This window comes from Arthrobacter sp. GmRoot5-12 (genome assembly GCF_059739365.1).
Window position 1 is genome coordinate 17599 of the sequence record NZ_AP046056.1, and the last position, 18798, is coordinate 36396.

Genomic DNA, 18798 nt, shown 5'->3' on the forward strand with positions numbered 1-18798 from the left:
CTGCCATTTTTTGGCTGCCGCCCGCGTACTGCAGGGCCTGCCGCCCCTGCCGGCGCCGGCGTCCGCCGGTCTTAGGTGGGGTCCTCGCCCCGGGAAAGCCGGTCCCAGCTGTCGATCTCGTCCACGGAGCCGGCCACCGCCGTGGCGCCGGCGGCCGTGGGTGCTGCCGCTCCGGCCGCGTCATATTTGGTGCGCGTCTTCCAGTAACGGGAGGCGGGCAGGATCAGCAGGGCTGACAGGGCGAGAAGGCAGCCCGCGACGACGGCGAGCAGCGGGAACGGGGTAACGTCCACGTGCGCCTGGCTGCCGGAGACGCCGGTGGCTGCCGCAATGGACCCTTGCGCCGCGGCGAGCGGATCGGCCAGGACGGTGGCCGCCGCCGTCACCACGCCTGCGGAGGCAAGGACGATGATGGCCGTGATCACCCACCGGGCGATCCTGCCGGCGATGGCCGCTGCGAGCCCGCCTGCCAGGGCCACCAGGGCCAGGGCCGTCACCGTGGTGGCGGCCTTGCTGCCCTGCACCTGGATGGTGCTTTGGGCGGCTCCGGCCTGTCCCACCTGGTTGGGGTCCAGAGTGGCGGTCATCCAGGTCTGGGTGGTGGTGCCGAAGGCGGCCAGCGCCAGGAGGGTAATCAGCATGACCAGGGTGGACTTGCGCGCCCAGACCGGCACGGCCCGGGTCTTGCGGGCTTTGCCGGCCTTGGCCGCCGTATCCGCCTGTCCTGCCTTGGCCGCCTCTTCGGGGCGGCCTGCCGCCATGCCGGAGTCCGGCATCAGGAAACCGACCCGTCGGGAAGGGATTCCGCGGAAATGTTGTGCAGCGATCCGGCCGTGTGCACGGCGCGTAACGGAGCGGCGGCCTTGTTGACCGTTTCCAGGGCCTCGGTGGGGTTCACGGAGTCTGCCACGATGCCACCCCCTGCCTGGACGTAGGCGCGTCCTTCCCGGATCAGGGCGGACCTGATGGCGATGGCCATATCCATGTCGCCGGCGAAGTCGAGGTAGCCCACCACGCCGCCATAGATGCCGCGGCGGTGCGGTTCCAGCTCGTCCAGCAGCCGCAGGGCACGGGGCTTGGGTGCGCCGGAGAGGGTGCCGGCCGGGAAGGTGGCCTTCAGCACGTCATAGGCTTTGGCCTGCGGAGCCAAACGGCCCACCACGGTGGACACCAGGTGCATGATGTGGCTGAAGCGCTCCACCTCCATGAACTGGGTGACGTCCACCGTTCCCGCCACGCAGACCTTGGACAGGTCGTTGCGGGACAGGTCCACCAGCATCAGGTGCTCGGCGCGTTCCTTCTGGTCCGCCAGGAGCTCCTCGGCCAGGGCCTTGTCCGCCTCGACCGTCTTGCCGCGCGGACGCGAGCCGGCGATGGGGTGGGTGATGACTTCCTCGCCGGTGACCGTGACCAAGGCTTCGGGCGAGGAGCCGACGATCGAGTACTCGCGGCCCTCGGCGTCGGCCAGGCTGAAGATGTACATGTACGGGCTGGGGTTGGTGTTGCGCAGGACCCTGTAGACGTCCAGCGCGGACGCCTTGCACTCCATCTCGAACCGGCGCGAAATCACCACCTGGAAGACCTCGCCGTCCACGATCGCTTCCTTGCCGCGGTCCAGCGCCGCAAGGTATTCAGCCTCGTCCCAGCGTTCCTGGACGCTGGAGGCAAAGTCCAGGGCCGCCGGCGTCAGGACGGAGACCGGCTGCACCACCGGGGTGCTGATTTTGGCCAGGAGTTCCTTGACCCGGCGCACGGCGTCGTGCCAGGCCTCGTCAACGCGTTCGGAGCTGTTGTCGAAGTTGATGGCGTTGGCGATGAGCAGGACCGTACCGTCCACGTTGTCATGCACGGCCATGTCGGTGACCAGGTTCAGGGCCATTTCCGGCAGCTGCAGGTCATCCTCGGGCGGGCTGACCAGCCGTTCCCAGTGCCGGACGGTTTCCCAGCCGAGGAAGCCCACCAGCCCGGAGGTAAAGGGCGGCAGCCCTTCGAAACGGTCGGTGCGCAGCGCCTCCACGGTGTCGCGGATGGCGTCCACCGGACTGCCGCTGACCGGCACGCCCGCGGGCGGCTGGCCCAGCCAGTGCGCCTGGCCGTCCTTGGTGGTCAGGGTGGCACGGGACTTGGCGCCGATGAAGGAGTACCGGGACCAGGCTCCGCCCACCGCTGCCGATTCCATCAGGAAGGTGCCGGGCTGACCCTGCGCCAGCTTCCGGTACAGCCCGATGGGGGTTTCGGCGTCGGCGAGGACCTTGAGCCGGACGGGAATGACGCGGCTGTGGCCGGCAAGTTCCCGGAATTCCTCGAGGCTCGGGCTGATGGTTCCAAGGTCCTGCATGGTTATGCTTGTCCGCCTGTTCTTCGAAAGGGCCGGCATTGCCGGGCGCCTTGGTGTGCTTGCTGGAGTGGCCGGGGCTGTGGAGGAAGCCCGGCCGGGCAGCGTGTCCGCCTAGCCTGCGTGGCCTGCCACCACGTCGAGGTCCCTGCCGTCGAAGCAGGTGCGGGTGCCCGTGTGGCAGGCCGCGCCCACCTGGTCCACGCGCACCAGCAGTGCGTCGCCGTCGCAGTCCATGGCCACGGATTTGACCCATTGCACATGCCCCGAGGTATCACCCTTGCGCCAGTACTCCTGCCGTGAGCGGGAGTAGAAGGTCACCCGGCCGGTGGTCATGGTGCGGTGCAGCGCCTCGTCGTCCATCCAGCCGAGCATGAGGACTTCGTTGGTGTCGTACTGCTGCACCACCGCGGCCACCAGGCCGGCGGCGTCGCGCTTGAGTGCCGCGGCTACCTCCATGGGCAGCGGGCTGGCCGGGACGGATTCCCCGGACGACGGCGGCACGGATGCCACAGGCTGGGACACGGCGGATCCTGCGGTGGGGACGGGGGTTGGCTGCTCAGACATCGGGTCAAGTCTAGTGCCTTCACGTGCCCGTCCTCCTGTTGTGAACAACGGCACGCCACCTGCCCCTGCGCTGCTGCCCAACTCCGCGCCTGTCGTGCTAGTTTTCCAAGTGATGCATTTCGTCGAACCGTCCCGAGAAGTCCTGGCCGAAACCCTGCTTGCGGCCGGCCCTGATGCGCCCACACTGTGCAAGGGCTGGCGTACCAGGGACCTTGCCGCGCACCTTTACCTGCGCGAGCGGAAGGCCGCCGTCGGGCTCGGTTTGATCATCAAGCGCCTGGCCAAGGCCTCGGACCAGGCAACCGCCAAGCTGGCAGCCAAGCTGACCACCAACGAGGACTACGCCCGGCTGGTCAACACCTTCCGCGCCGGTCCACCGGCGCTGTCGCCGATGAAGATCAAGGCACTGGACGAAAGTTCCAACCTGATCGAATACTTCGTGCACACCGAGGATGTCCGGCGGGCCGTGGACCGGTGGGCGCCCAGGGCACTTGATGAAGCGTACTCTGACGCACTGTGGGACGAACTGGTCAAGCGTGCCGCCATCCTCTACCGCGGCGTGGACCTGGGCATTGTCCTGGTCCGTCCGTCCGGTCCGCGGCATGTTGCCAAGCGCGCCCCCGTTTCGGTGGCGATCGTCGGCGAGCCGGGCGAACTGCTGATGCACGCCCACGGCCGGACACGCCACGCGCTGGTCACCTTCGAAGGCCAGCCCGACGCCGTCGCCCTCCTCCAGTCAGCCGAAGTAGGCCTCTGACCCAACTGGGTCGCAGTTGTTGTCGTTATGAGCGTTCATAACGACAACAACTGCGAGTCAGTCGGGTCAGCGGACTTCGAAGCCGGCTTCCCGGATCGCTTCCTTGACCTGGGACATCATGTTGTCCGGTCCCCAGTGGAAAATCGAAGCCGCCAGGACGGCGTCCGCGCCGGCTGCGACGGCCGGCGGGAAGTGTGCGGGCTCTCCGGCACCGCCGGACGCGATGATCGGGACCCTGACGGCAGCCCGGACCAGCTTGATGAGTTCGAGGTCGAACCCGTCCTTGGTGCCGTCGGCGTCGATGGAGTTCAGCAGGATCTCCCCCACCCCGCGGTCGGCCGCTTCCCTGGCCCACTCGATGGCGTCGATGCCGGTGCCGGTGCGGCCGCCGTGGGTGGTCACTTCAAATCCCGACGGCGTGGGCTGGGACCCCGGGCGGGTGCGGCGGGCGTCAACGGACAGGACGAGCACCTGGGAACCGAAGTGCCGGGTGATTTCGTCGATGACGTCGGGCCGGGCCACGGCCGCGGTGTTGATGGAGGCCTTGTCGGCGCCGTAGCGCAGGAGCTTGTCCACTTCCGCTACGCCGCGGACGCCGCCGCCCACCGTCAGCGGGATGAATACTTCTTCGGCCGTGCGGCGGACAACGTCGAACGTGGTCTCGCGGTTGCCCGAGGAAGCTGTGACGTCAAGGAAGGTCAGTTCGTCGGCGCCGGCGTTGTCGTAGCGGTGGGCGAGTTCCACGGGGTCGCCGGCATCGCGCAGGCCCTCGAAGTTGACGCCCTTGACGACGCGTCCGGCGTCGACGTCGAGGCAGGGAATGACGCGTACTGCTACTGCCATGGGGTACTCCTGGAGTCTGTGTTGGTTGCTGCGGGGCCGGCTCAGATGCGGCAGGCGTGGATGCTGCTGACCAGGATGGCGCGGGCGCCGAGGTCGTACAGTTCATCCATGATGCGGTTGGTTTCCTTCTTGGGAACCATGGACCGGACGGCCACCCAGTCGGAGTCGCGCAGCGGCGAGACCGTGGGCGATTCGAGGCCAGGCGTCAGGCCGGCCGCCTTCTCCACGAGTTCCTTGCGGATGTCGTAGTCCATCAGCACGTACTGGCGTGCCACCAGGACGCCCTGGAGCCGCCGGATGAGGACGTCGATTTCCTTGGCGGTGCCGTTGGCGGCGCCCCCGTTGCCGGTGCGGCGGATCAGGACGGCCTCGGATCTGAGGATGGGGTCGCCGAAGATTTCCATGCCGGCGGCCTTGAGGGTGTTGCCGGTTTCCACGACGTCGGCGATGGCGTCGGCAACGCCCAGGCGGACCGAGGATTCAACCGCGCCATCCAGCCGGACCACCTTGGCGTTGATGCCGCGTTCGGCCAGGTAGTTGCGCAGCAGTCCGTCGTAGCTGGTGGCCAGGCGCTTGCCCTCGAGTTCCTCCACCTTGCTGAAGTCGCCGACGGGTCCGGCAAAACGGAAGGTGGAGCCGGCGAAACCCAGCGGCAGCAGCTCTTCGGCTTCCACGCCGGCGTCCAGGAGCAGGTCGCGTCCGGTGATGCCGACGTCGAGTGTTCCCTGGCCGACATAGACCGCAATATCGCGGGGGCGGAGGAAGAAGAACTCGATCTCGTTGTCAGGGTCCACCATGACCAGTTCGCGTGTGTCGCGGCGCTGGCGGTAGCCGGCTTCGGAGAGCATGGCGGAGGCGGCTTCGGACAGGGAGCCCTTGTTGGGGACGGCTACTCGCAGCATGGGAAGTTCTTTCTGGGGTGGAAGGTCTGGGTTTTCAGGCAGTGCAGGCCACGGCGGGCCCGGCGGCAGTGCGCCGGACCGGTGGCTACAGATGCTTGTAGACGTCTTCCAGGGTCAGGCCTTTGGCGAGCATCAGAACCTGCAGGTGGTACAGCAGCTGGGAGATTTCCTCGGCCGCGGCTTCATCGGATTCATATTCGGCAGCCATCCACACTTCGGCTGCTTCCTCAACGACTTTTTTGCCGATGCCGTGAACACCGGACTCCAATTCAGCGACGGTGCGGGAGCCTTCCGGGCGGGTGGCTGCCTTCTCGCTGAGCTCAGCGAACAGCGTCTCGAAATTCTTCACGCCCTCCAGCCTACTTGGTGCAGCCGCAGCGGCGCTTCCCGGGCCGTTGCATGACGGGCGCGATGTGAGCGAATACACACACCGCGCCCGTGCAACAACCTGACGCCGGGTCCGGTGCTGCGCCTAGCTCCGGTACTGCTTGAGGACGACGGCGGTAGCCAGCGCAGCTGTCACGGCCTCATGGCCCTTGTCTTCCTTGGAGCCGGGCAGGCCTGCCCGATCCAGCCCCTGCTGTTCGTTGTCGCAGGTGAGCACGCCGAAACCCACCGGCACGCCCGTGGACACGCTGACGTCGGTGAGGCCCGACGTCGCGGCCTGGCAGACGTAGTCAAAGTGCGGGGTTCCGCCGCGGATTACGACGCCGAGGGCAACAACGGCGTCAAAGTGCGGTGCCAGCCGCGCTGCGGCAACCGGGAGCTCGAAGCTGCCGGGAACCCGCAGCACCGTGGGCTCCGCGATGCCGGCGTCCTTGGCGGCCCGGAGTGCGCCGTCCAGGAGCCCGTCCATGATCTGTGTGTGCCAGCTTGCTGCGATGATGGCCAGTTTCAGCTGCGACGTCTCGGCCGGGTTGAGGGTGCTGAGGTCGATGTCGGGGGCGCCGTGTCCACTCATGGGTTCTTGTTCCGTTCAGTCTTGTTCGTGGTCGAAAGGGGTTTCAGGGGCGGGCACGGGCACGGGAGCCACCCCGGTGTCCAGCAGCAGCCGGTGTTCCATGCGGTCCTTCTTGGTGCGCAGGTAGCGGATGTTCTGTTCGCGGGACGGCACCTCCGTAGGCACCATTTCCACGACCTTTACGCCCGCCTTGGCCAGCCTGTTCTGCTTGTCCGGGTTGTTGCTCAGCAGCCGCACCTCATGCAGGCCCATTTCGGCCAGGATCTGGGCTGCGGCCTTGTAGCACCGGGCGTCAACGGGGAGGCCCAGCTGCTCGTTCGCCTCAACGGTGTCGAAGCCGGCCTCCTGCAGGGCGTAGGCCTTGATCTTGTTGGCCAGGCCAATGCCGCGGCCTTCCTGGCCGCGCAGGTAGAGCAGCGTGCCGCCGTTGTCCCGGATCAGTTCCAGCGCGAAGGCAAGTTGTTCGCCGCAGTCGCAGCGGTAGGAACCGAAGACGTCGCCGGTGAGGCACTCGGAGTGCAGCCGCACCAGTGGTGCTTTACCGTCAGTGGGAGCGTTGGGGGAACTGACGGCGAGGTGTTCCACACCCGTCACCAGGTCCGTCCATGCCTGTGCCACGAACTCGCCGAAGGCCGTGGGCAACTGTACAACCGGCCCTCCGCTGACGGGATGGGGCGCTGCGCCGGACACCGTGTGGTGCTTCCGGTGGCCGTTCTGGTGGCTGTCGTCGCTGGCTGCCGCTGCCGTCATCGCTTCTCCTTCTCTTCGCCCGGCGTTACCCGGACATCCTCACGCTGGGTTCCCCCGGCCCCGGCTTCAAGATACGCCACCAGGTCCTCGATGGAGATCAGAGGGCATCCATGTTCAGCTGCGAACGAACGGAGCCCGTCCAGGCGCATCATTTCACCGTCGTCATACACCACTTCCGCGATCACCCCGACAGGCTCCAGGCCTGCAAGGCGGCACAGATCCACCGCGGCCTCGGTGTGGCCCTGGCGTTCCCGCACTCCACCGTCAACCGCGCGGAGCGGGAAAATATGCCCCGGGCGGGTCACGGATGCAGGACCGGCGTGCGGGTCGGCCAGAATCCGGGCGGTCAGGGCCCGGTCCGTGGCGGAGATTCCGGTGCTGACGCCGGTGGCGGCGTCGCAGGACACCGTGTAGGCCGTGCCTTTGGCGTCCTCGTTGATCGCCGTCATGGGAGGCAGTGCCAGCGCATCCGCGCGGTCTCCGGTCAGCGGCACGCAAATGACGCCGGAGCTGTACCGGATGGTCCAGCCCATCAGGGCGGGCGTGGCGTACTGGGCGGCGAAGATGATGTCGCCTTCGTTTTCGCGGTCCTCGTTGTCGACGACGAGCACGGGCCGGCCGGCGGCCATGGCCCGGACTGCGTCCTCAATGGAGTCCAGTCCCACGGCAGGCGCGGACGTCCGTCCATCGGTCACAGTGACAGCCTCCGCGGATGCGGCGGGTTCCAAGCGTACGGCGGCGTTCACCGTGCACCTCCTGCAACGGCGCCACCGGTACCGGTTGCTGCATCCGCGTCGCGGAAGGCCAGCAGCCGCTCGGTATACTTTGCCAGCACGTCGACCTCCAGGTTCACCCGGCTGCCGGTGGTTTTGGTCCCCAGGCCCGTTTCTGCCAGCGTGGTGGGGATCAGGCCTACCTCAAACCAGGGTTCCTGCTCCGAAGCCGGGCTGACGGCCGTCACGGTGAGGGAGACGCCGTCGATGGCGATGGAGCCTTTCTCGGCAATGTAGCGGGCCAGGTTGGCGGGGACGCCAAAACGCAGCCGCTCCCAGTTGCCCTGGGGTTCGCGTTCCAGGAGGACCCCCACGCCGTCCACGTGGCCCTGGACCACGTGTCCGTCCAGCCGGCCGCCCGCGGGAACACAGCGCTCCAGGTTGACCGAATCGCCGGCTGCGAGTTCGCCGATGGTGCTCCGGACCAGGGTCTCCCCCATGACGTCCACGCTGAACTCCTTGCCGTCGATGGCGGTTGCCGTGAGGCAGACCCCGTTCACGGCGATGGAGCCGCCAAGTGCCAGGCCTTCGGTGGAGCCGGGGGCCTGCAGCCGCACGGTGGCGCTGGTGTTACCGTCACGCTCGACGGACAGCACCTGCCCCTGCTCGGCAATAATTCCGGTGAACATCAGTAGCCTCCCTGGGCTTCTTCCGCGCTGCCGCGGGTTGGTGGGTGGTCGAGTGCAACTTTCCGTTGCGGTCTGAGGTGAAGCCTGAGGTCCCGGCCGAGCGTCCGGACGGCGCCGCCGTCGGCCTCGTCCCATTCCCATTGCTGGGCGTCCGGGAGGCTGGTGATGCCCAGCCCGTTCAGGGCGGGGGTGCCGGATCCCAGCAGGGTGGGGGCAAGGTAGACGATGAGTTCGTCTACCAGGCCGGCAGAGAGGAAGGAGCTGAGGATCCGTGAGCCGCCTTCCACCATCACATGCCGGATCCCGGCTTTGTACAGCAGGGTCAACGCTTCGCGGGGGTTCCGGGTGGGGAGGTGGACAGCCAGGCCGTCATCGCCGTGGATCGCGGCGTCGTCCGGAATTCCGCGCAGTCCCATGACAGCCCGTACCGGCTGTTTGGGTGCGGGGTCTCCGGAGGGTTCCCGGGCGGTCAGGCGGGGGTTGTCCACCAGCACGGTCTGGGTGCCCACCAGGATGGCGTCGATGCGGCCGCGGATTCCGTGGTTGTCTGCCAGCGACTCAGGGCTGGAGATCCATTGGCTGGTGCCGTCTTCGGCTGCTATCCGGGCGTCCAGGGTCTGGGCGATGTGGAGGGTGACGAACGGGCGCTTGGCGGCGACTGCCTCAAACCACTGGCGGTTCAGGTCCAGGGATTCGTCGGCGCCGAGGCCACTGCGGACCCGGACGCCGGCCGCCCGCAGTGTTGCTGCGCCCCCGGCCGCCGGGTCATGGGGGTCGTCGACGGCGTACACCACGTCCGTGATGCCGGCGTCGATGATCGCCTGCGTGCATGGCCCGGTGCGGCCTACGTGGTCGCACGGCTCCAGCGTGACCACCATGGTGCAGCCGGACAGATCAAGGCCGACGGCGGCGGCCTGGGCGATTGCGTCCGCTTCGGCATGCGCGGTGCCGGCGCCGCGGTGGTAGCCGGTGACAAGTTGGCGCCCGTCAGGACCGACGACGACGGCGCCCACCAGGGGATTCGCTCCGCGCGGACCCTGCAGGGCTGCCTGCAGGGCGTGCTCCATGGCGCGGGTTTCGTCGGCGCCGAAGGCGGTGACCACCCCGGCCGCGGGCTTCAGTTCCACCGGGCCCGTCATGCGGCGGCCGGGACGGATGGGGTGCCTGCCTTGGAGGCGGCAGTATTTTCGGCGGTTAAGAGCCATCGCTGGGGGTTCATGCGTGTCGTTCCTTCCCTGTCGAACCGCGATGGCTCCGGGGATACGACAGCAGAACGTTGCGGACCCAACGGGCCCACTGATACAGCTGTACGTGCTTCTCTCATCCAGACTTTAACTGTCGGTACCGGAATTCCACCGGTTCAACCGTCCGCCGGAATCCTCCTGGGAGGAAGCCGGCTCGCGGGTCGCGGACTGTCACCGCCGGTTCGGACTTACACCGACCCCGGAGCACGTATGTGTGTTGTTATTGTGCCACAACCGGCAGGGGCACCCGGTTATTCCGTCGCCCCGCGTAATGTCCGGCTGCCCTTGTGGCGCAGCAGGTCGATGGCTGCGGCGGGGTCATCGGCGCCGTAGACGGCAGAGCCCGCCACAAAGACGTTGGCGCCGGCCTCGGCGGCGCGGGTGATGGTTTCCTCGGTGATCCCGCCGTCCACCTGGATGGCAACTCCCAGCCCGGAGCCTTCCACAGCTTCGCGGGCCCGGCGGATTTTGGGGAGCGTGACGTCCAGGAACGCCTGGCCGCCAAAGCCCGGTTCCACAGTCATGATGAGCAGCATGTCCAGCTCCGGCAGCATGTCGAGGTACGGCTCCACGGGGGTGGCGGGGCGAAGCGCCATGCCCGCTTTGGCCCCCCTGCTGCGCAGTTCCCGCGCCAGCTTGATGGGCGCAATGGATGCCTCGGCGTGGAACGTGACCGATGCCAGGCCTGCGTCGGCGAACCCGGGCGCCCAGCGGTCCGCGTCGGCAATCATCAGGTGGGCGTCGAGTGGGACCGGGCTGACGGCCTGGATCCGCTGCACCACCGGCAGCCCGATGGTCAGGTTGGGGACGAAGTGGTTGTCCATGACGTCCACGTGCACGGCGTCGGCGTTGCTGATCCGCCGCAGTTCGGCCTCAAGGTTGACGAAGTCGGCGGAGAGGATGCTCGGGTTGATGCAGCATTGCGTCACAGGGTTGCCTTTCGGATGAACGTGCGTTGGTCGCAGCGAAGTTCCAGCCCGCTGCAGGGAGCGGGCGGGGCTGGTAGCCGCAGGTCGGGAAGCCGGGAATTCTTCCTGATCAGGTTTCTTTGCCTGTCAGGGTTTCTTCTCCTGTCAGGATTTTTTATGTATCAGGGCCAGGAACATGGCATCGGTGTGGTGGATGTGGGGCCAGAGCTGCGCGGTCAGTTCATGGCCCGCGCCAAGGCTTCCAGTGAGGCTGACTGCGTCAAGTGCGGCGCCGGCATCGAGGAGTTCCAGGTCGCCGCGCTTCCGGAGCACGTCGGCCACAACAGCTGTGGTCTCTGCCGGGTGCGGTGAACACGTCACGTAGGCCACCACTCCCCCGGGCCGAACCGCGGCCAGGGCAGAGTTCAGCAGCTCGCGCTGCAGTGGGCCCAGGTCTGCAATGTCCTTGGGCGAGCGACGCCACCGGGACTCGGGCCTGCGCCGAAGTGCCCCCAGGCCGGTGCAGGGAACGTCCACCAGGACACGGGAGTATTGCCCCGGCTGTTCGGCGCCTACATCCCGGCCGTCGCCGGTCCGGACCTGCCAGCTGTCCTGCGGTACGGCGGACAGTGCCTGGCTGACAAGCTTTGCGCGGTGCGGGGCGGGCTCGTTCGCAAGAAGCGTGGCCCCCCGCTGGTGCGCAAGGGCACCAAGGAGTGCCGCCTTTCCACCCGGGCCTGCGCAGAGGTCGAGCCACGCTTCACCGGCACCATCGGCCGCCTGGCCGAGGTTCACTGCGGCCAGGGCCCTGGCCACCAGCTGGGAACCGACATCCTGCACCCGGAGGGTACCGGCGCGTACGGATGCCAGCCGCCCCAGGTCACCGCCGCTGGAGAGCGCGGAGCCTTCCACCAGTTCCCCGGGGGTGGCACCGTTTTCCAGCGCTTCGTCGAGGCTGCCCAGCCCCGGCAGGGCCACAAGGTTGACCACAGGGGCGGCGTTGTCCGCTTCGAGCAGGTCGTTGATCTCGGCTGCGGGCCGGCCATGGGCCACGAGCGACTGGCGCATTGCCCGGACAATCCATTCGGGGTGGGCGTACCTGAGCGAGGCAATCTTCGTCTCGTCGGTTTCGCCCTCCACCAGCAGGTCCAGCCATTCCTCAAGGGGGTGGGCAGTGACCTTGCGGAGGACGGCATTGATCAGCGCGGAGGGTCCCGCCCCGATGACGGCACGGGCAAGTCCAACCGTCTGGTCCAGTGCGGCGTGCGCGGGGACCCGCATGGCCAGCAGCTGGTGGGCGCCGATACGGAGGGCATCGAGGACGGCGGGGTCAAGCTGGGCCAGGGGCCGGTCCACGCACCGCGCCAGGATGGCGTCGTAGGTGCCTTGGCCGCGCAGGGCTCCGTAGCTTAATTCCGTGGCGAATCCGGCGTCGCGTTTGTCCAGCCGGTGGTGCCGGATCCGCGCGGGCAGCACGAGGTTGGCGTAGGCGTCCTCCTCAGCCACGGCACGCAGCACTTCGAAGGCCACCAGGCGGGCTGGATCGGCGCGCCTGGTCCGCTGCGACGGCGCCTGCCCGGTGAAGTTCCGCTGCGGCCCGCGGTTGCGTTCCCGCCCTTTGGCATCCCTTCTGCTGGCATCCCGGGGTCCGCCCTTGCCGCGGCCGCCTCCTCCGGCGCTTCCCCCTCCGCCGGTGTTTGGTCCGCCCGTGTTCCGTCCATTTGTATTACCGCCGGACACGCTCATTCGAACACCACACCCTCCAGTGAAGCCATGCCGCGTGCCCAGTCGGCTGCAGCCATCATCTTTTTCCCAGCGGGCTGGACCCGGGTGAGTTCCACGGCGTGTGAACCTGTTCCCACCAACACGGCTTTCCCCTGCAATGCCACTGAGCCAGGGGCAAGTCCTGAAATATCCGGCCGGAGCCGGACAGGTTCGAGCTTGACCCGCTGCCCGTCAAGCAGGGACCAGGCGCCGGGCTCAGGGGTGACTCCGCGTGCCTGCCTGTTGATGGCAAGGGCCGGGTGGGACCAGTTAAGGTGTCCGTCCTCCAGGGTCAGCTTGGGTGCCAGGGAGACCTCTCCGGCCTGCGGCTGCGGCGACGCTTTTCCGGCCTCGATGGCGGACAGTGTCTGCGCCAGCAGGACGGCACCGCTGCGGGAAAGCCGCTCAAGCAGGTCTCCTGCCGTGTCCTGGGGCCTGACCGCCTCGGTGAGGGTGCCAAAAACAGGACCGGTGTCGAGTCCCTCTTCAAGCTGGAAGGTCACGGCACCTGTGACATCGTCTCCGGCAATGACGGACCGCTGGACCGGTGCCGCGCCTCTCCAGGCCGGCAGCAGGGAGAAATGCAGATTGACCCAGCCGTGCGCCGGTATGCCCAGGGCCGCAGGGGGAACCAGTCCGCCGTAGGCAACGATGGCCGCGACGTCCGGCTGCACTGCGGCGATGGCGGCGACGGCGTCGGCGTCGACCCGGGCGGCACGGATGACATCAATGCCCAGTTCCCCGGCCCGTTGTGCCACCGGCGACGGCGTCAGTACGCGTTTGCGTCCTACCGGGGCATCGGGACGGGTCAGGACCGCGACCACGTTGAAGCCGGCATTGACGAGGGCGTCCAGGGATGGCACGGCGACGGCGGGCGTCCCCGCGAAGAGGACCCTCACCCTGCTCCGCCAAAGCTGGAGCCGGGGGTGCTGGTTTGGCCAAAGCCGGCACCGCCGAAACTCGATCCCACGTTCTTGGCGCGCTTGGCTGTGGTCCGACCGGCGACGGCGTCGTAATTGGCGTTGCGGATGGACCGCAAGGCAGCCTTCCGGTCTTCGCCTTCGAGGCGGTCGGTGTAGAGGATGCCGTCCAGGTGGTCATTTTCGTGCTGGAAGCAGCGTGCCAGCATGCCCTCCCCGTCGATGGACACCGGATGTCCATGCATGTCCACACCGGTGACCCGGGTGGCGCGGAAGCGGCGGACAGGGAAACCGAGGCCCGGAATGGACAGGCAGCCTTCCACCTGGTCCGGCTGGTAGTCCCCGCTGTTCTCCAGGACCGGATTGATGATGTGCCCTTCCACACCGTCGATGCGGTAGGTGAAGACGCGCTTGCTGACGCCGACCTGCGGGGCGGCAAGCCCTGCACCGTCCACGTCCTCCATGGTTTCGGTCATGTCGGCCACCAGTTTGGCAAGCTCGGGTCCGAATTCCGTCACGGGATCGGCAACTGTGCGCAGCACAGGATCACCGATGATGCGGATATTCAGAATAGCCATGCGCTGTTTGTCCTCACGGTTGGCGGCAAAGGGAACCTATCCAGTTTAGGTGCAGTCTCTCCGGGTCCATCCGGCGCTTAGGCGGTACGGGCCTGTGCCAGCGGCGGGGGTGCGATGGGCAGCAGCGCGGTGCCTGCACTGATGGTGTCCGCCGACAGTTCCCAGACCCGGCGCAAGGCGCAGAATTTCCACCAGTGGTGCTTGAGGACCTCGGGGTTGGCACGGACGGGCCGGACCTCCGTCTCCCCGATGGCGACGGCCAGCAGGACCGGGTTTTCGCCGTACTTCCAGGGCTCCCAGGTTCCCGCCTCCGCATCCACCAGGCTTTCCTCCGCCTTCATGCCGGCCACCAGCTGCATCACTACTTTGTCGTCCAGCGGTTTGACCAGGCCGTCGCGCGTTGTGCCCTTGGTCTTGTAGTCGATCAGGCAAATGCGTCCGTTGATCCGCGCCACAAGGTCAAGGGTGCCGGCGTAGCCCACGGTGTTGTTCCAGACCGTGATCTCGGGGGCGATGGGCTCCACCTGGAAGAGCTCCCACCACTCGTCGAAGCGGACCGCGAACGCTTCCTCCCCGTTTGCGGCCAACGCCTCACGGGCCTCCTTCATGGCGTGGGGACGTCCCAGCGCGCGCAACGCCACCTGCTCGCAGTAATTGTGGACGCGGTCCCCGCGCCGGGCGGCATCATCACGATAGGTTTCCGCAGCCTTGGCCGCACGGTTGATGGCCTGCTTGATTTTGGCCGGGCTGCCCAGGCAGTCCGACAGCAGCGGATCATTGGCCAGGCTGCTGGCACCCATGTAACCGAACCAGCCATCAAGGCCATGCGGCTGCTGGCTGATAACCGTGGTGATGGAAGGTACGGAAAACTGCTCAGACGTTGACCGTGCGTACATCCGGCCGTATTCGGTGGCGTGGGCGAGGAGCGGATCAGTCATACAAAAGACTCTTTCACAGGGGGCCGACAAAAGCTCCGGGAGGCAGGCGCTGCACATGAAAAAGGCCCGTCTCCGCTGCTGATGAGCGGAAACGGGCCTCTGCGGTGGGCGATACTGGGTTCGAACCAGTGACCTCTTCGGTGTGAACGAAGCGCGCTACCACTGCGCCAATCGCCCCGATGCATTTGAATGCTAGCCCACCTCTGCCCTATTTCAAAAATCGAACAACACACCCCGCTGACCGGTACCGCGCCGCCGCCCCTGCCTGGCCGGGAATCCTCGAAAGCAGCCCGGCGGGACACAGCCTGCCGCCCCCGGGCGCCCCTGCCGCCGTCGGAAATTACACACCTGTAACTCGCAAAATCCGCGTGATTACAGCGATCTGGAGGCACACAATGGGCGCAGGGCCGAAGCGATTTGGAGAATCCCGGAACCTCCTATATTGTTTTTACTCGTTGGAACGCGAGGAAATGCCGGAAACGGCAGGGAATCAACCCTCCAAAATGCGGACGTAGCTCAGCTGGTAGAGCACCACCTTGCCAAGGTGGATGTCGCGAGTTCGAATCTCGTCGTCCGCTCGCAGGACACTGTCACAGCAAAAGTTCTTCGGAATTGACGCTAACACGGTGGGTTGGCCGAGAGGCGAGGCAGCGGCCTGCAAAGCCGTATACACGGGTTCGAATCCCGTACCCACCTCGGTGAAAACCATGGTTTCCGGATCCTTCGGATGCAATGGGCGATTGGCGCAGCGGTAGCGCGCTTCCCTGACACGGAAGAGGTCACTGGTTCGATCCCAGTATCGCCCACTGGCAAGGCAACTTGCCCGCAGTACCACCGGTTTACCGGTCCATCCTGCACACGCGGACGTAGCTCAGCTGGTAGAGCACCACCTTGCCAAGGTGGATGTCGCGAGTTCGAATCTCGTCGTCCGCTCTCTTACATCCCACAGCCGGTCTTCCGGTTCGGGGCGATTGGCGCAGCGGTAGCGCGCTTCCCTGACACGGAAGAGGTCACTGGTTCGATCCCAGTATCGCCCACCATGTAAAGCAGCTCTGCGGAGCTGCTTTTTTCGTATTCCCAATCCGCTGCAGGCGAATTCCCTTGGCACACCTTTCACGCCCGGATAGGATCGAAGGCGCGAGGAGCGACCTGGCTCCGCGACAGAAGGGAGGTGCTCGTGGGTTTGATTGACGATCTAAAGGGCAAGGCTCAGGGTCTCATCCGCGGCAACGAGCAGGCCATCAAGGACGGCATCAGCAAGGCCGGCGATTTCGTCGACACGAAGACCGGCGGCAAGTACGCAGGCCACGTCGACAAGATCCAGGATGGCGCTTCCAAGCTCATTGACAAGAACGGAACCCCGGGCCAGGCACCTGCCCCCGGACAGGTTCCCCCGGCAGCTCCTGAAAATCCGGTTCCGCCGGTGGACAGGGCTCCGTAAAGGATTTGGCCGGGGCCTTGCCCCAGCACGTCAACGGGGCGCGGGTCCCGCCGCGAGGCGGCGCCCGCGCCTTTGGCGTTTAAGAATGCCCTCGGCTGCCCGGCCAGTCTGCCTTTGGCAGCCCCGATTGCCGGTTCCCAAACCCGCGCCGGTAACCTGCCGGGTATGCCCAACTCCCCCGCACCCTCCAGGACAACCAAGGCCGGACTGCCGCGGTTCGACTCCCGGCCCGTTGTCGCCGGGATCGTTACCGCCCTGGTGGGCTTTACCTCGTCCTTTGCCGTAGTCCTCGCCGGCCTCAAGGCGGTGGGCGCCGATTCCACCCAGGCCGCGTCCGGCCTGCTGGCGCTGACCCTCGCCGTCGGGCTGGGCGTCCTGGTCCTCGCCTGGCGCTCCCGGGTTCCGGTGACACTGGCCTGGTCGACGCCGGGTGCGGCGCTGCTGGCTGCAGCGGGAATGCCCGACGGCGGGTGGCCGGCCGCCATTGGCGCCTTCCTGGCGACGGGCCTGCTGTTGGCGCTGACCGGCATGGTGCCGGCGCTTGGCAGGTTGATGGCGCGGATTCCGTCCCCGCTGGCGCAGGCGATGCTGGCGGGGGTCCTGCTCCAGCTTTGCCTGGCCCCCTTCAAAGCCCTGGGCACGGTGCCCGGTTTTGTGGCGCCGGTGATCCTGTGCTGGCTGGTGATGATGAAGTTCGCTCCGCGGTGGGCGGTGCCCGCGGCTTTGCTCATGGCCCTGGGCGTGATCGGAATTTCCCTGGCGTCCGCCGGGACGCCGGTGGACGCGGGAGGCCTTATGCCCGCACTCGCCTGGACCACGCCGGCGTTCAGCCTGCAGGCCCTGGTGGGCATCGCCGTCCCGTTGTTCGTGGTGACCATGGCGTCGCAGAACGTTCCCGGGGTGGCTGTCCTGCGGTCATTCGGATATGACACTCCGTGGCGGCCGGCGATGCTGGTCACGGGAGCGGGGACTGTTGCGGGGCTCCGTTCGGCGGCCACGCCATCAATCTTGCAGCGCTCAGCGCGGCGCTGGCCGCGGGCGGGGAAGCAGGCGGGGACCGGAGCAGGCGGTGGGTTGCCGGCTTCACCTCCGGGCTGGCCTACCTGGTGCTTGCCGCTTTTTCCGCTGCCTTGGTGGCGGTGGTGAACCTGGCGCCGGCCGGGATGCTCGAAGCAGTGGCCGGGTTGGCCCTGCTGGGAACCCTTGCGTCGGCGATTTCGGCTGCCCTGGCGGACACGGAAGACCGCATCGCCCCGGCCGTCACGTTCCTGATGGCGGCCTCAGGCCTGGCATTTGCGGGAATCGGTTCCGCGTTCTGGGCGCTCATTGCCGGGCTGGCGGTGCGGTGGGTGCTGCAGCCACGGCGCAGCGGGACCGCCTTTTAGGACGGTTCGTGGTTCTGCCCTTCACGCGCCAGGGCGGTCAGGCGGGACACGGCGCGGAAGTATTTCTTCATGTACCCGCCGGTCATCATTTCCTCGGTGAACAGCTGGTCGAAGGGGACGCCGCTGGCCAGGATGGGAACGTCCTTGTCGTAGAGCCGGTCCGCCAGGACCACGAACCGCAGCGCCACAGCCTGCTCCTTGATGGTTTCCACGTTGCGCCACACCACGCCGTCAATGCCGTCGATCAGTTGGCGGTAGCGGCTGGGGTGGACACCGGCCAAGTGGTGGATGAGGGTGGAGAATTCGTCCTGGGCAACCGTCTTGCCGTCGAACTCCGCCTTCATGTGGGCGTTAAGTTCGCTGTTTCTCAGCGGGGCCGGTGCGGCGGGGAGGCCGCGGTGCCGGAAGTCCTCGCCGTCGATGCGGATGACCTCGAACTGGTCCGCCAGGACCTGGATTTCGCGCTGGAAGTCTACGGCGGCAAAGCGGCCGTCACCCAGGGAACCCGGCAAGGTGTTGGACGTGGCGGCGAGCTTGACGCCGGCGTCGGCAAGTTCCCGCATGAGCCGGGACATCAGGACGGTGTCGCCGGGATCGTCCAGTTCGAATTCGTCGATGCAGACCAGCTTGTAGCTGCTCAGGGCGTCAACGGTTTTGCGGAAGGACAGGGCGCCCACGAGGTTGGTGTACTCCACGAACGTGCCGAAAGCCTTGGGGCCCGGCGAGGCATGCCACAGCGAAGCGAGCAGGTGGGTCTTGCCCACGCCAAACCCGCCGTCAAGGTAGATGCCGGCACGGGAATCGTCCTTTTTGCCGAACAGCTTCTTGAATAGCCCGCCTCCGTTGCCCGACCCCACGCCGTCGGCAAACCCTTCCAGTTCGCGCACGGCGGCGGCCTGGCTGGGCTGCTTGGGGTCCGGGCGGTAGCTCGCAAAGGAGACCTCCCCGAACCGCGGCGATGGGTAGAAGCCCTTGAGGAGTTCGTCCACCGAAACTGCCGGAGTGCGGGCGGCAAGCTGTTCGATCTGTACCAAGGTGGTCCGTTCTGCTGGTGGTTGGTCCCCAGAAAGGATACCGGCAATGCGGACCGGACCCGGGCTGGT

At 67.1% G+C, this 18798-nt stretch carries 19 protein-coding genes, 6 tRNA genes, 1 pseudogene and 1 riboswitch; of the genes and pseudogenes, 8 read left to right on the plus strand and 18 right to left on the minus strand.

Annotated features, from left to right (window positions below; translation table 11 throughout):
* Window positions 1-71: 71 nt before the first annotated feature.
* From AC6JAM_RS00075 to hisI, 3 genes are all read right to left on the minus strand, one after another.
* Window positions 72-776 (minus strand): Trp biosynthesis-associated membrane protein, encoded by a 705-nt coding sequence (locus tag AC6JAM_RS00075; protein WP_488314744.1) that lies wholly within the window; start codon window positions 774-776, stop codon window positions 72-74.
* Entirely contained in the window at window positions 776-2338 is a 1563-nt protein-coding gene (locus AC6JAM_RS00080; protein WP_018770782.1) for an anthranilate synthase component I, read from the minus strand. The genes AC6JAM_RS00075 and AC6JAM_RS00080 overlap by 1 nt, the downstream gene beginning before the upstream one ends.
* Before the next feature lie 111 nt (window positions 2339-2449).
* Window positions 2450-2902, minus strand: coding sequence for a phosphoribosyl-AMP cyclohydrolase (hisI, locus tag AC6JAM_RS00085; RefSeq protein WP_018770780.1), 453 nt, complete (start codon window positions 2900-2902; stop codon window positions 2450-2452).
* Window positions 2903-3014: 112 nt separating this feature from the next.
* On the opposite strand from hisI, the gene AC6JAM_RS00090 reads away from it, so the two are divergent.
* The gene (locus AC6JAM_RS00090) at window positions 3015-3659 is read left to right on the plus strand and encodes a TIGR03085 family metal-binding protein (protein WP_018770779.1); all 645 of its coding nucleotides are present in this window, start codon (window positions 3015-3017) and stop codon (window positions 3657-3659) included.
* A gap of 66 nt (window positions 3660-3725) precedes the next feature.
* Here AC6JAM_RS00090 and hisF read toward each other — a convergent pair whose 3' ends face one another.
* The 14 genes from hisF to AC6JAM_RS00160 all read right to left on the minus strand — a co-directional run bounded on the left by hisF (window position 3726) and on the right by AC6JAM_RS00160 (window position 15046).
* The gene (gene hisF / locus AC6JAM_RS00095; protein WP_018770778.1) at window positions 3726-4502 is read right to left on the minus strand and encodes an imidazole glycerol phosphate synthase subunit HisF; all 777 of its coding nucleotides are present in this window, start codon (window positions 4500-4502) and stop codon (window positions 3726-3728) included.
* Window positions 4503-4543: 41 nt separating this feature from the next.
* On the minus strand, window positions 4544-5404 hold the full coding sequence (gene hisG / locus AC6JAM_RS00100; RefSeq protein WP_497933734.1) for an ATP phosphoribosyltransferase: 861 nt from the start codon (window positions 5402-5404) through the stop codon (window positions 4544-4546).
* 85 nt (window positions 5405-5489) lie between these two features.
* A complete protein-coding gene (locus AC6JAM_RS00105) occupies window positions 5490-5753 on the minus strand; it encodes a phosphoribosyl-ATP diphosphatase (RefSeq protein ID WP_009358176.1) in 264 nt (87 codons plus the stop codon).
* A 123-nt stretch (window positions 5754-5876) separates the two neighbouring features.
* Window positions 5877-6365: a 6,7-dimethyl-8-ribityllumazine synthase gene (gene ribH / locus AC6JAM_RS00110; protein WP_018770776.1), complete on the minus strand. Its 489-nt coding sequence runs from the start codon at window positions 6363-6365 to the stop codon at window positions 5877-5879.
* 15 nt (window positions 6366-6380) lie between these two features.
* Window positions 6381-7115, minus strand: coding sequence for a GTP cyclohydrolase II (ribA, locus tag AC6JAM_RS00115; RefSeq protein ID WP_018770775.1), 735 nt, complete (start codon window positions 7113-7115; stop codon window positions 6381-6383).
* A complete protein-coding gene (gene ribB / locus AC6JAM_RS00120; protein ID WP_497933735.1) occupies window positions 7112-7861 on the minus strand; it encodes a 3,4-dihydroxy-2-butanone-4-phosphate synthase in 750 nt (249 codons plus the stop codon). Before ribB ends, ribA begins: the two co-directional genes overlap by 4 nt.
* Window positions 7858-8517 carry a riboflavin synthase gene (locus AC6JAM_RS00125; protein WP_497933736.1) on the minus strand — a complete coding sequence of 220 codons (660 nt, stop codon included), beginning with the start codon at window positions 8515-8517 and terminating at the stop codon, window positions 7858-7860. Before AC6JAM_RS00125 ends, ribB begins: the two co-directional genes overlap by 4 nt.
* Window positions 8517-9656, minus strand: a complete 1140-nt coding sequence (gene ribD / locus AC6JAM_RS00130) for a bifunctional diaminohydroxyphosphoribosylaminopyrimidine deaminase/5-amino-6-(5-phosphoribosylamino)uracil reductase RibD (protein ID WP_497935854.1) — start codon at window positions 9654-9656, stop codon at window positions 8517-8519. The genes AC6JAM_RS00125 and ribD overlap by 1 nt, the downstream gene beginning before the upstream one ends.
* Window positions 9657-9824: 168 nt before the next feature.
* Window positions 9825-9973: riboswitch (FMN riboswitch) on the minus strand.
* A 39-nt stretch (window positions 9974-10012) separates the two neighbouring features.
* Complete coding sequence (gene rpe / locus AC6JAM_RS00135; RefSeq protein WP_018770771.1) at window positions 10013-10690, minus strand: ribulose-phosphate 3-epimerase; 678 nt, start codon at window positions 10688-10690, stop codon at window positions 10013-10015.
* A 144-nt stretch (window positions 10691-10834) separates the two neighbouring features.
* Window positions 10835-12415: an RsmB/NOP family class I SAM-dependent RNA methyltransferase gene (locus AC6JAM_RS00140; protein WP_497933737.1), complete on the minus strand. Its 1581-nt coding sequence runs from the start codon at window positions 12413-12415 to the stop codon at window positions 10835-10837.
* Complete coding sequence (fmt, locus tag AC6JAM_RS00145) at window positions 12412-13332, minus strand: methionyl-tRNA formyltransferase (RefSeq protein ID WP_497933738.1); 921 nt, start codon at window positions 13330-13332, stop codon at window positions 12412-12414. Before fmt ends, AC6JAM_RS00140 begins: the two co-directional genes overlap by 4 nt.
* Window positions 13329-13931, minus strand: a complete 603-nt coding sequence (gene def, locus AC6JAM_RS00150) for a peptide deformylase (RefSeq protein ID WP_018770768.1) — start codon at window positions 13929-13931, stop codon at window positions 13329-13331. Before def ends, fmt begins: the two co-directional genes overlap by 4 nt.
* 77 nt (window positions 13932-14008) lie before the next feature.
* Entirely contained in the window at window positions 14009-14869 is an 861-nt protein-coding gene (locus tag AC6JAM_RS00155; RefSeq protein WP_018770767.1) for a PD-(D/E)XK nuclease family protein, read from the minus strand.
* 105 nt (window positions 14870-14974) lie between these two features.
* Window positions 14975-15046: transfer RNA gene (locus AC6JAM_RS00160), tRNA-Val, on the minus strand.
* Window positions 15047-15374: 328 nt separating this feature from the next.
* Here AC6JAM_RS00160 and AC6JAM_RS00165 point away from each other — a divergent pair.
* The 7 genes and pseudogenes from AC6JAM_RS00165 to AC6JAM_RS00195 all read left to right on the plus strand — a co-directional run bounded on the left by AC6JAM_RS00165 (window position 15375) and on the right by AC6JAM_RS00195 (window position 17695).
* A tRNA-Gly gene (locus tag AC6JAM_RS00165) sits at window positions 15375-15447 on the plus strand.
* Window positions 15448-15494: 47 nt separating this feature from the next.
* Window positions 15495-15565: transfer RNA gene (locus AC6JAM_RS00170), tRNA-Cys, on the plus strand.
* Between the two features lie 38 nt (window positions 15566-15603).
* Window positions 15604-15675: transfer RNA gene (locus tag AC6JAM_RS00175), tRNA-Val, on the plus strand.
* Window positions 15676-15729: 54 nt separating this feature from the next.
* Window positions 15730-15802: transfer RNA gene (locus AC6JAM_RS00180), tRNA-Gly, on the plus strand.
* A 32-nt stretch (window positions 15803-15834) separates the two neighbouring features.
* Window positions 15835-15909 (plus strand) — tRNA-Val (locus AC6JAM_RS00185).
* A 137-nt stretch (window positions 15910-16046) separates the two neighbouring features.
* Window positions 16047-16310: an antitoxin gene (locus tag AC6JAM_RS00190; RefSeq protein WP_026265999.1), complete on the plus strand. Its 264-nt coding sequence runs from the start codon at window positions 16047-16049 to the stop codon at window positions 16308-16310.
* Window positions 16311-16475: 165 nt separating this feature from the next.
* Window positions 16476-17695 (plus strand): annotated as a pseudogene (locus tag AC6JAM_RS00195) (benzoate/H(+) symporter BenE family transporter).
* Here the strand turns inward: AC6JAM_RS00195 and zapE are convergent.
* The gene (gene zapE / locus AC6JAM_RS00200; protein WP_018770764.1) at window positions 17692-18729 is read right to left on the minus strand and encodes a cell division protein ZapE; all 1038 of its coding nucleotides are present in this window, start codon (window positions 18727-18729) and stop codon (window positions 17692-17694) included. The pseudogene AC6JAM_RS00195 and the gene zapE overlap by 4 nt on opposite strands.
* Window positions 18730-18798: the final 69 nt, after the last annotated feature.

What these genes read in the sequence shown, in the direction of transcription:
- hisI (WP_018770780.1), bottom strand. Translation starts at nt 2,902, where the DNA reads ATGTCTGAGCAGCCAACCCCCGTCCCCACCGCAGGATCCGCCGTGTCC.
- hisF (WP_018770778.1), bottom strand. Translation starts at nt 4,502, where the DNA reads ATGGCAGTAGCAGTACGCGTCATTCCCTGCCTCGACGTCGACGCCGGA.
- ribH (WP_018770776.1), bottom strand. Translation starts at nt 6,365, where the DNA reads ATGAGTGGACACGGCGCCCCCGACATCGACCTCAGCACCCTCAACCCG.
- def (WP_018770768.1), bottom strand. Translation starts at nt 13,931, where the DNA reads ATGGCTATTCTGAATATCCGCATCATCGGTGATCCTGTGCTGCGCACA.
- AC6JAM_RS00080 (WP_018770782.1), bottom strand. Translation starts at nt 2,338, where the DNA reads ATGCAGGACCTTGGAACCATCAGCCCGAGCCTCGAGGAATTCCGGGAA.
- AC6JAM_RS00140 (WP_497933737.1), bottom strand. Translation starts at nt 12,415, where the DNA reads ATGAGCGTGTCCGGCGGTAATACAAATGGACGGAACACGGGCGGACCA.
- ribD (WP_497935854.1), bottom strand. Translation starts at nt 9,656, where the DNA reads ATGACGGGCCCGGTGGAACTGAAGCCCGCGGCCGGGGTGGTCACCGCC.
- hisG (WP_497933734.1), bottom strand. Translation starts at nt 5,404, where the DNA reads ATGCTGCGAGTAGCCGTCCCCAACAAGGGCTCCCTGTCCGAAGCCGCC.
- AC6JAM_RS00075 (WP_488314744.1), bottom strand. Translation starts at nt 776, where the DNA reads ATGCCGGACTCCGGCATGGCGGCAGGCCGCCCCGAAGAGGCGGCCAAG.
- AC6JAM_RS00125 (WP_497933736.1), bottom strand. Translation starts at nt 8,517, where the DNA reads ATGTTCACCGGAATTATTGCCGAGCAGGGGCAGGTGCTGTCCGTCGAG.
- AC6JAM_RS00090 (WP_018770779.1), top strand. Translation starts at nt 3,015, where the DNA reads ATGCATTTCGTCGAACCGTCCCGAGAAGTCCTGGCCGAAACCCTGCTT.
- AC6JAM_RS00155 (WP_018770767.1), bottom strand. Translation starts at nt 14,869, where the DNA reads ATGACTGATCCGCTCCTCGCCCACGCCACCGAATACGGCCGGATGTAC.
- ribA (WP_018770775.1), bottom strand. Translation starts at nt 7,115, where the DNA reads ATGACGGCAGCGGCAGCCAGCGACGACAGCCACCAGAACGGCCACCGG.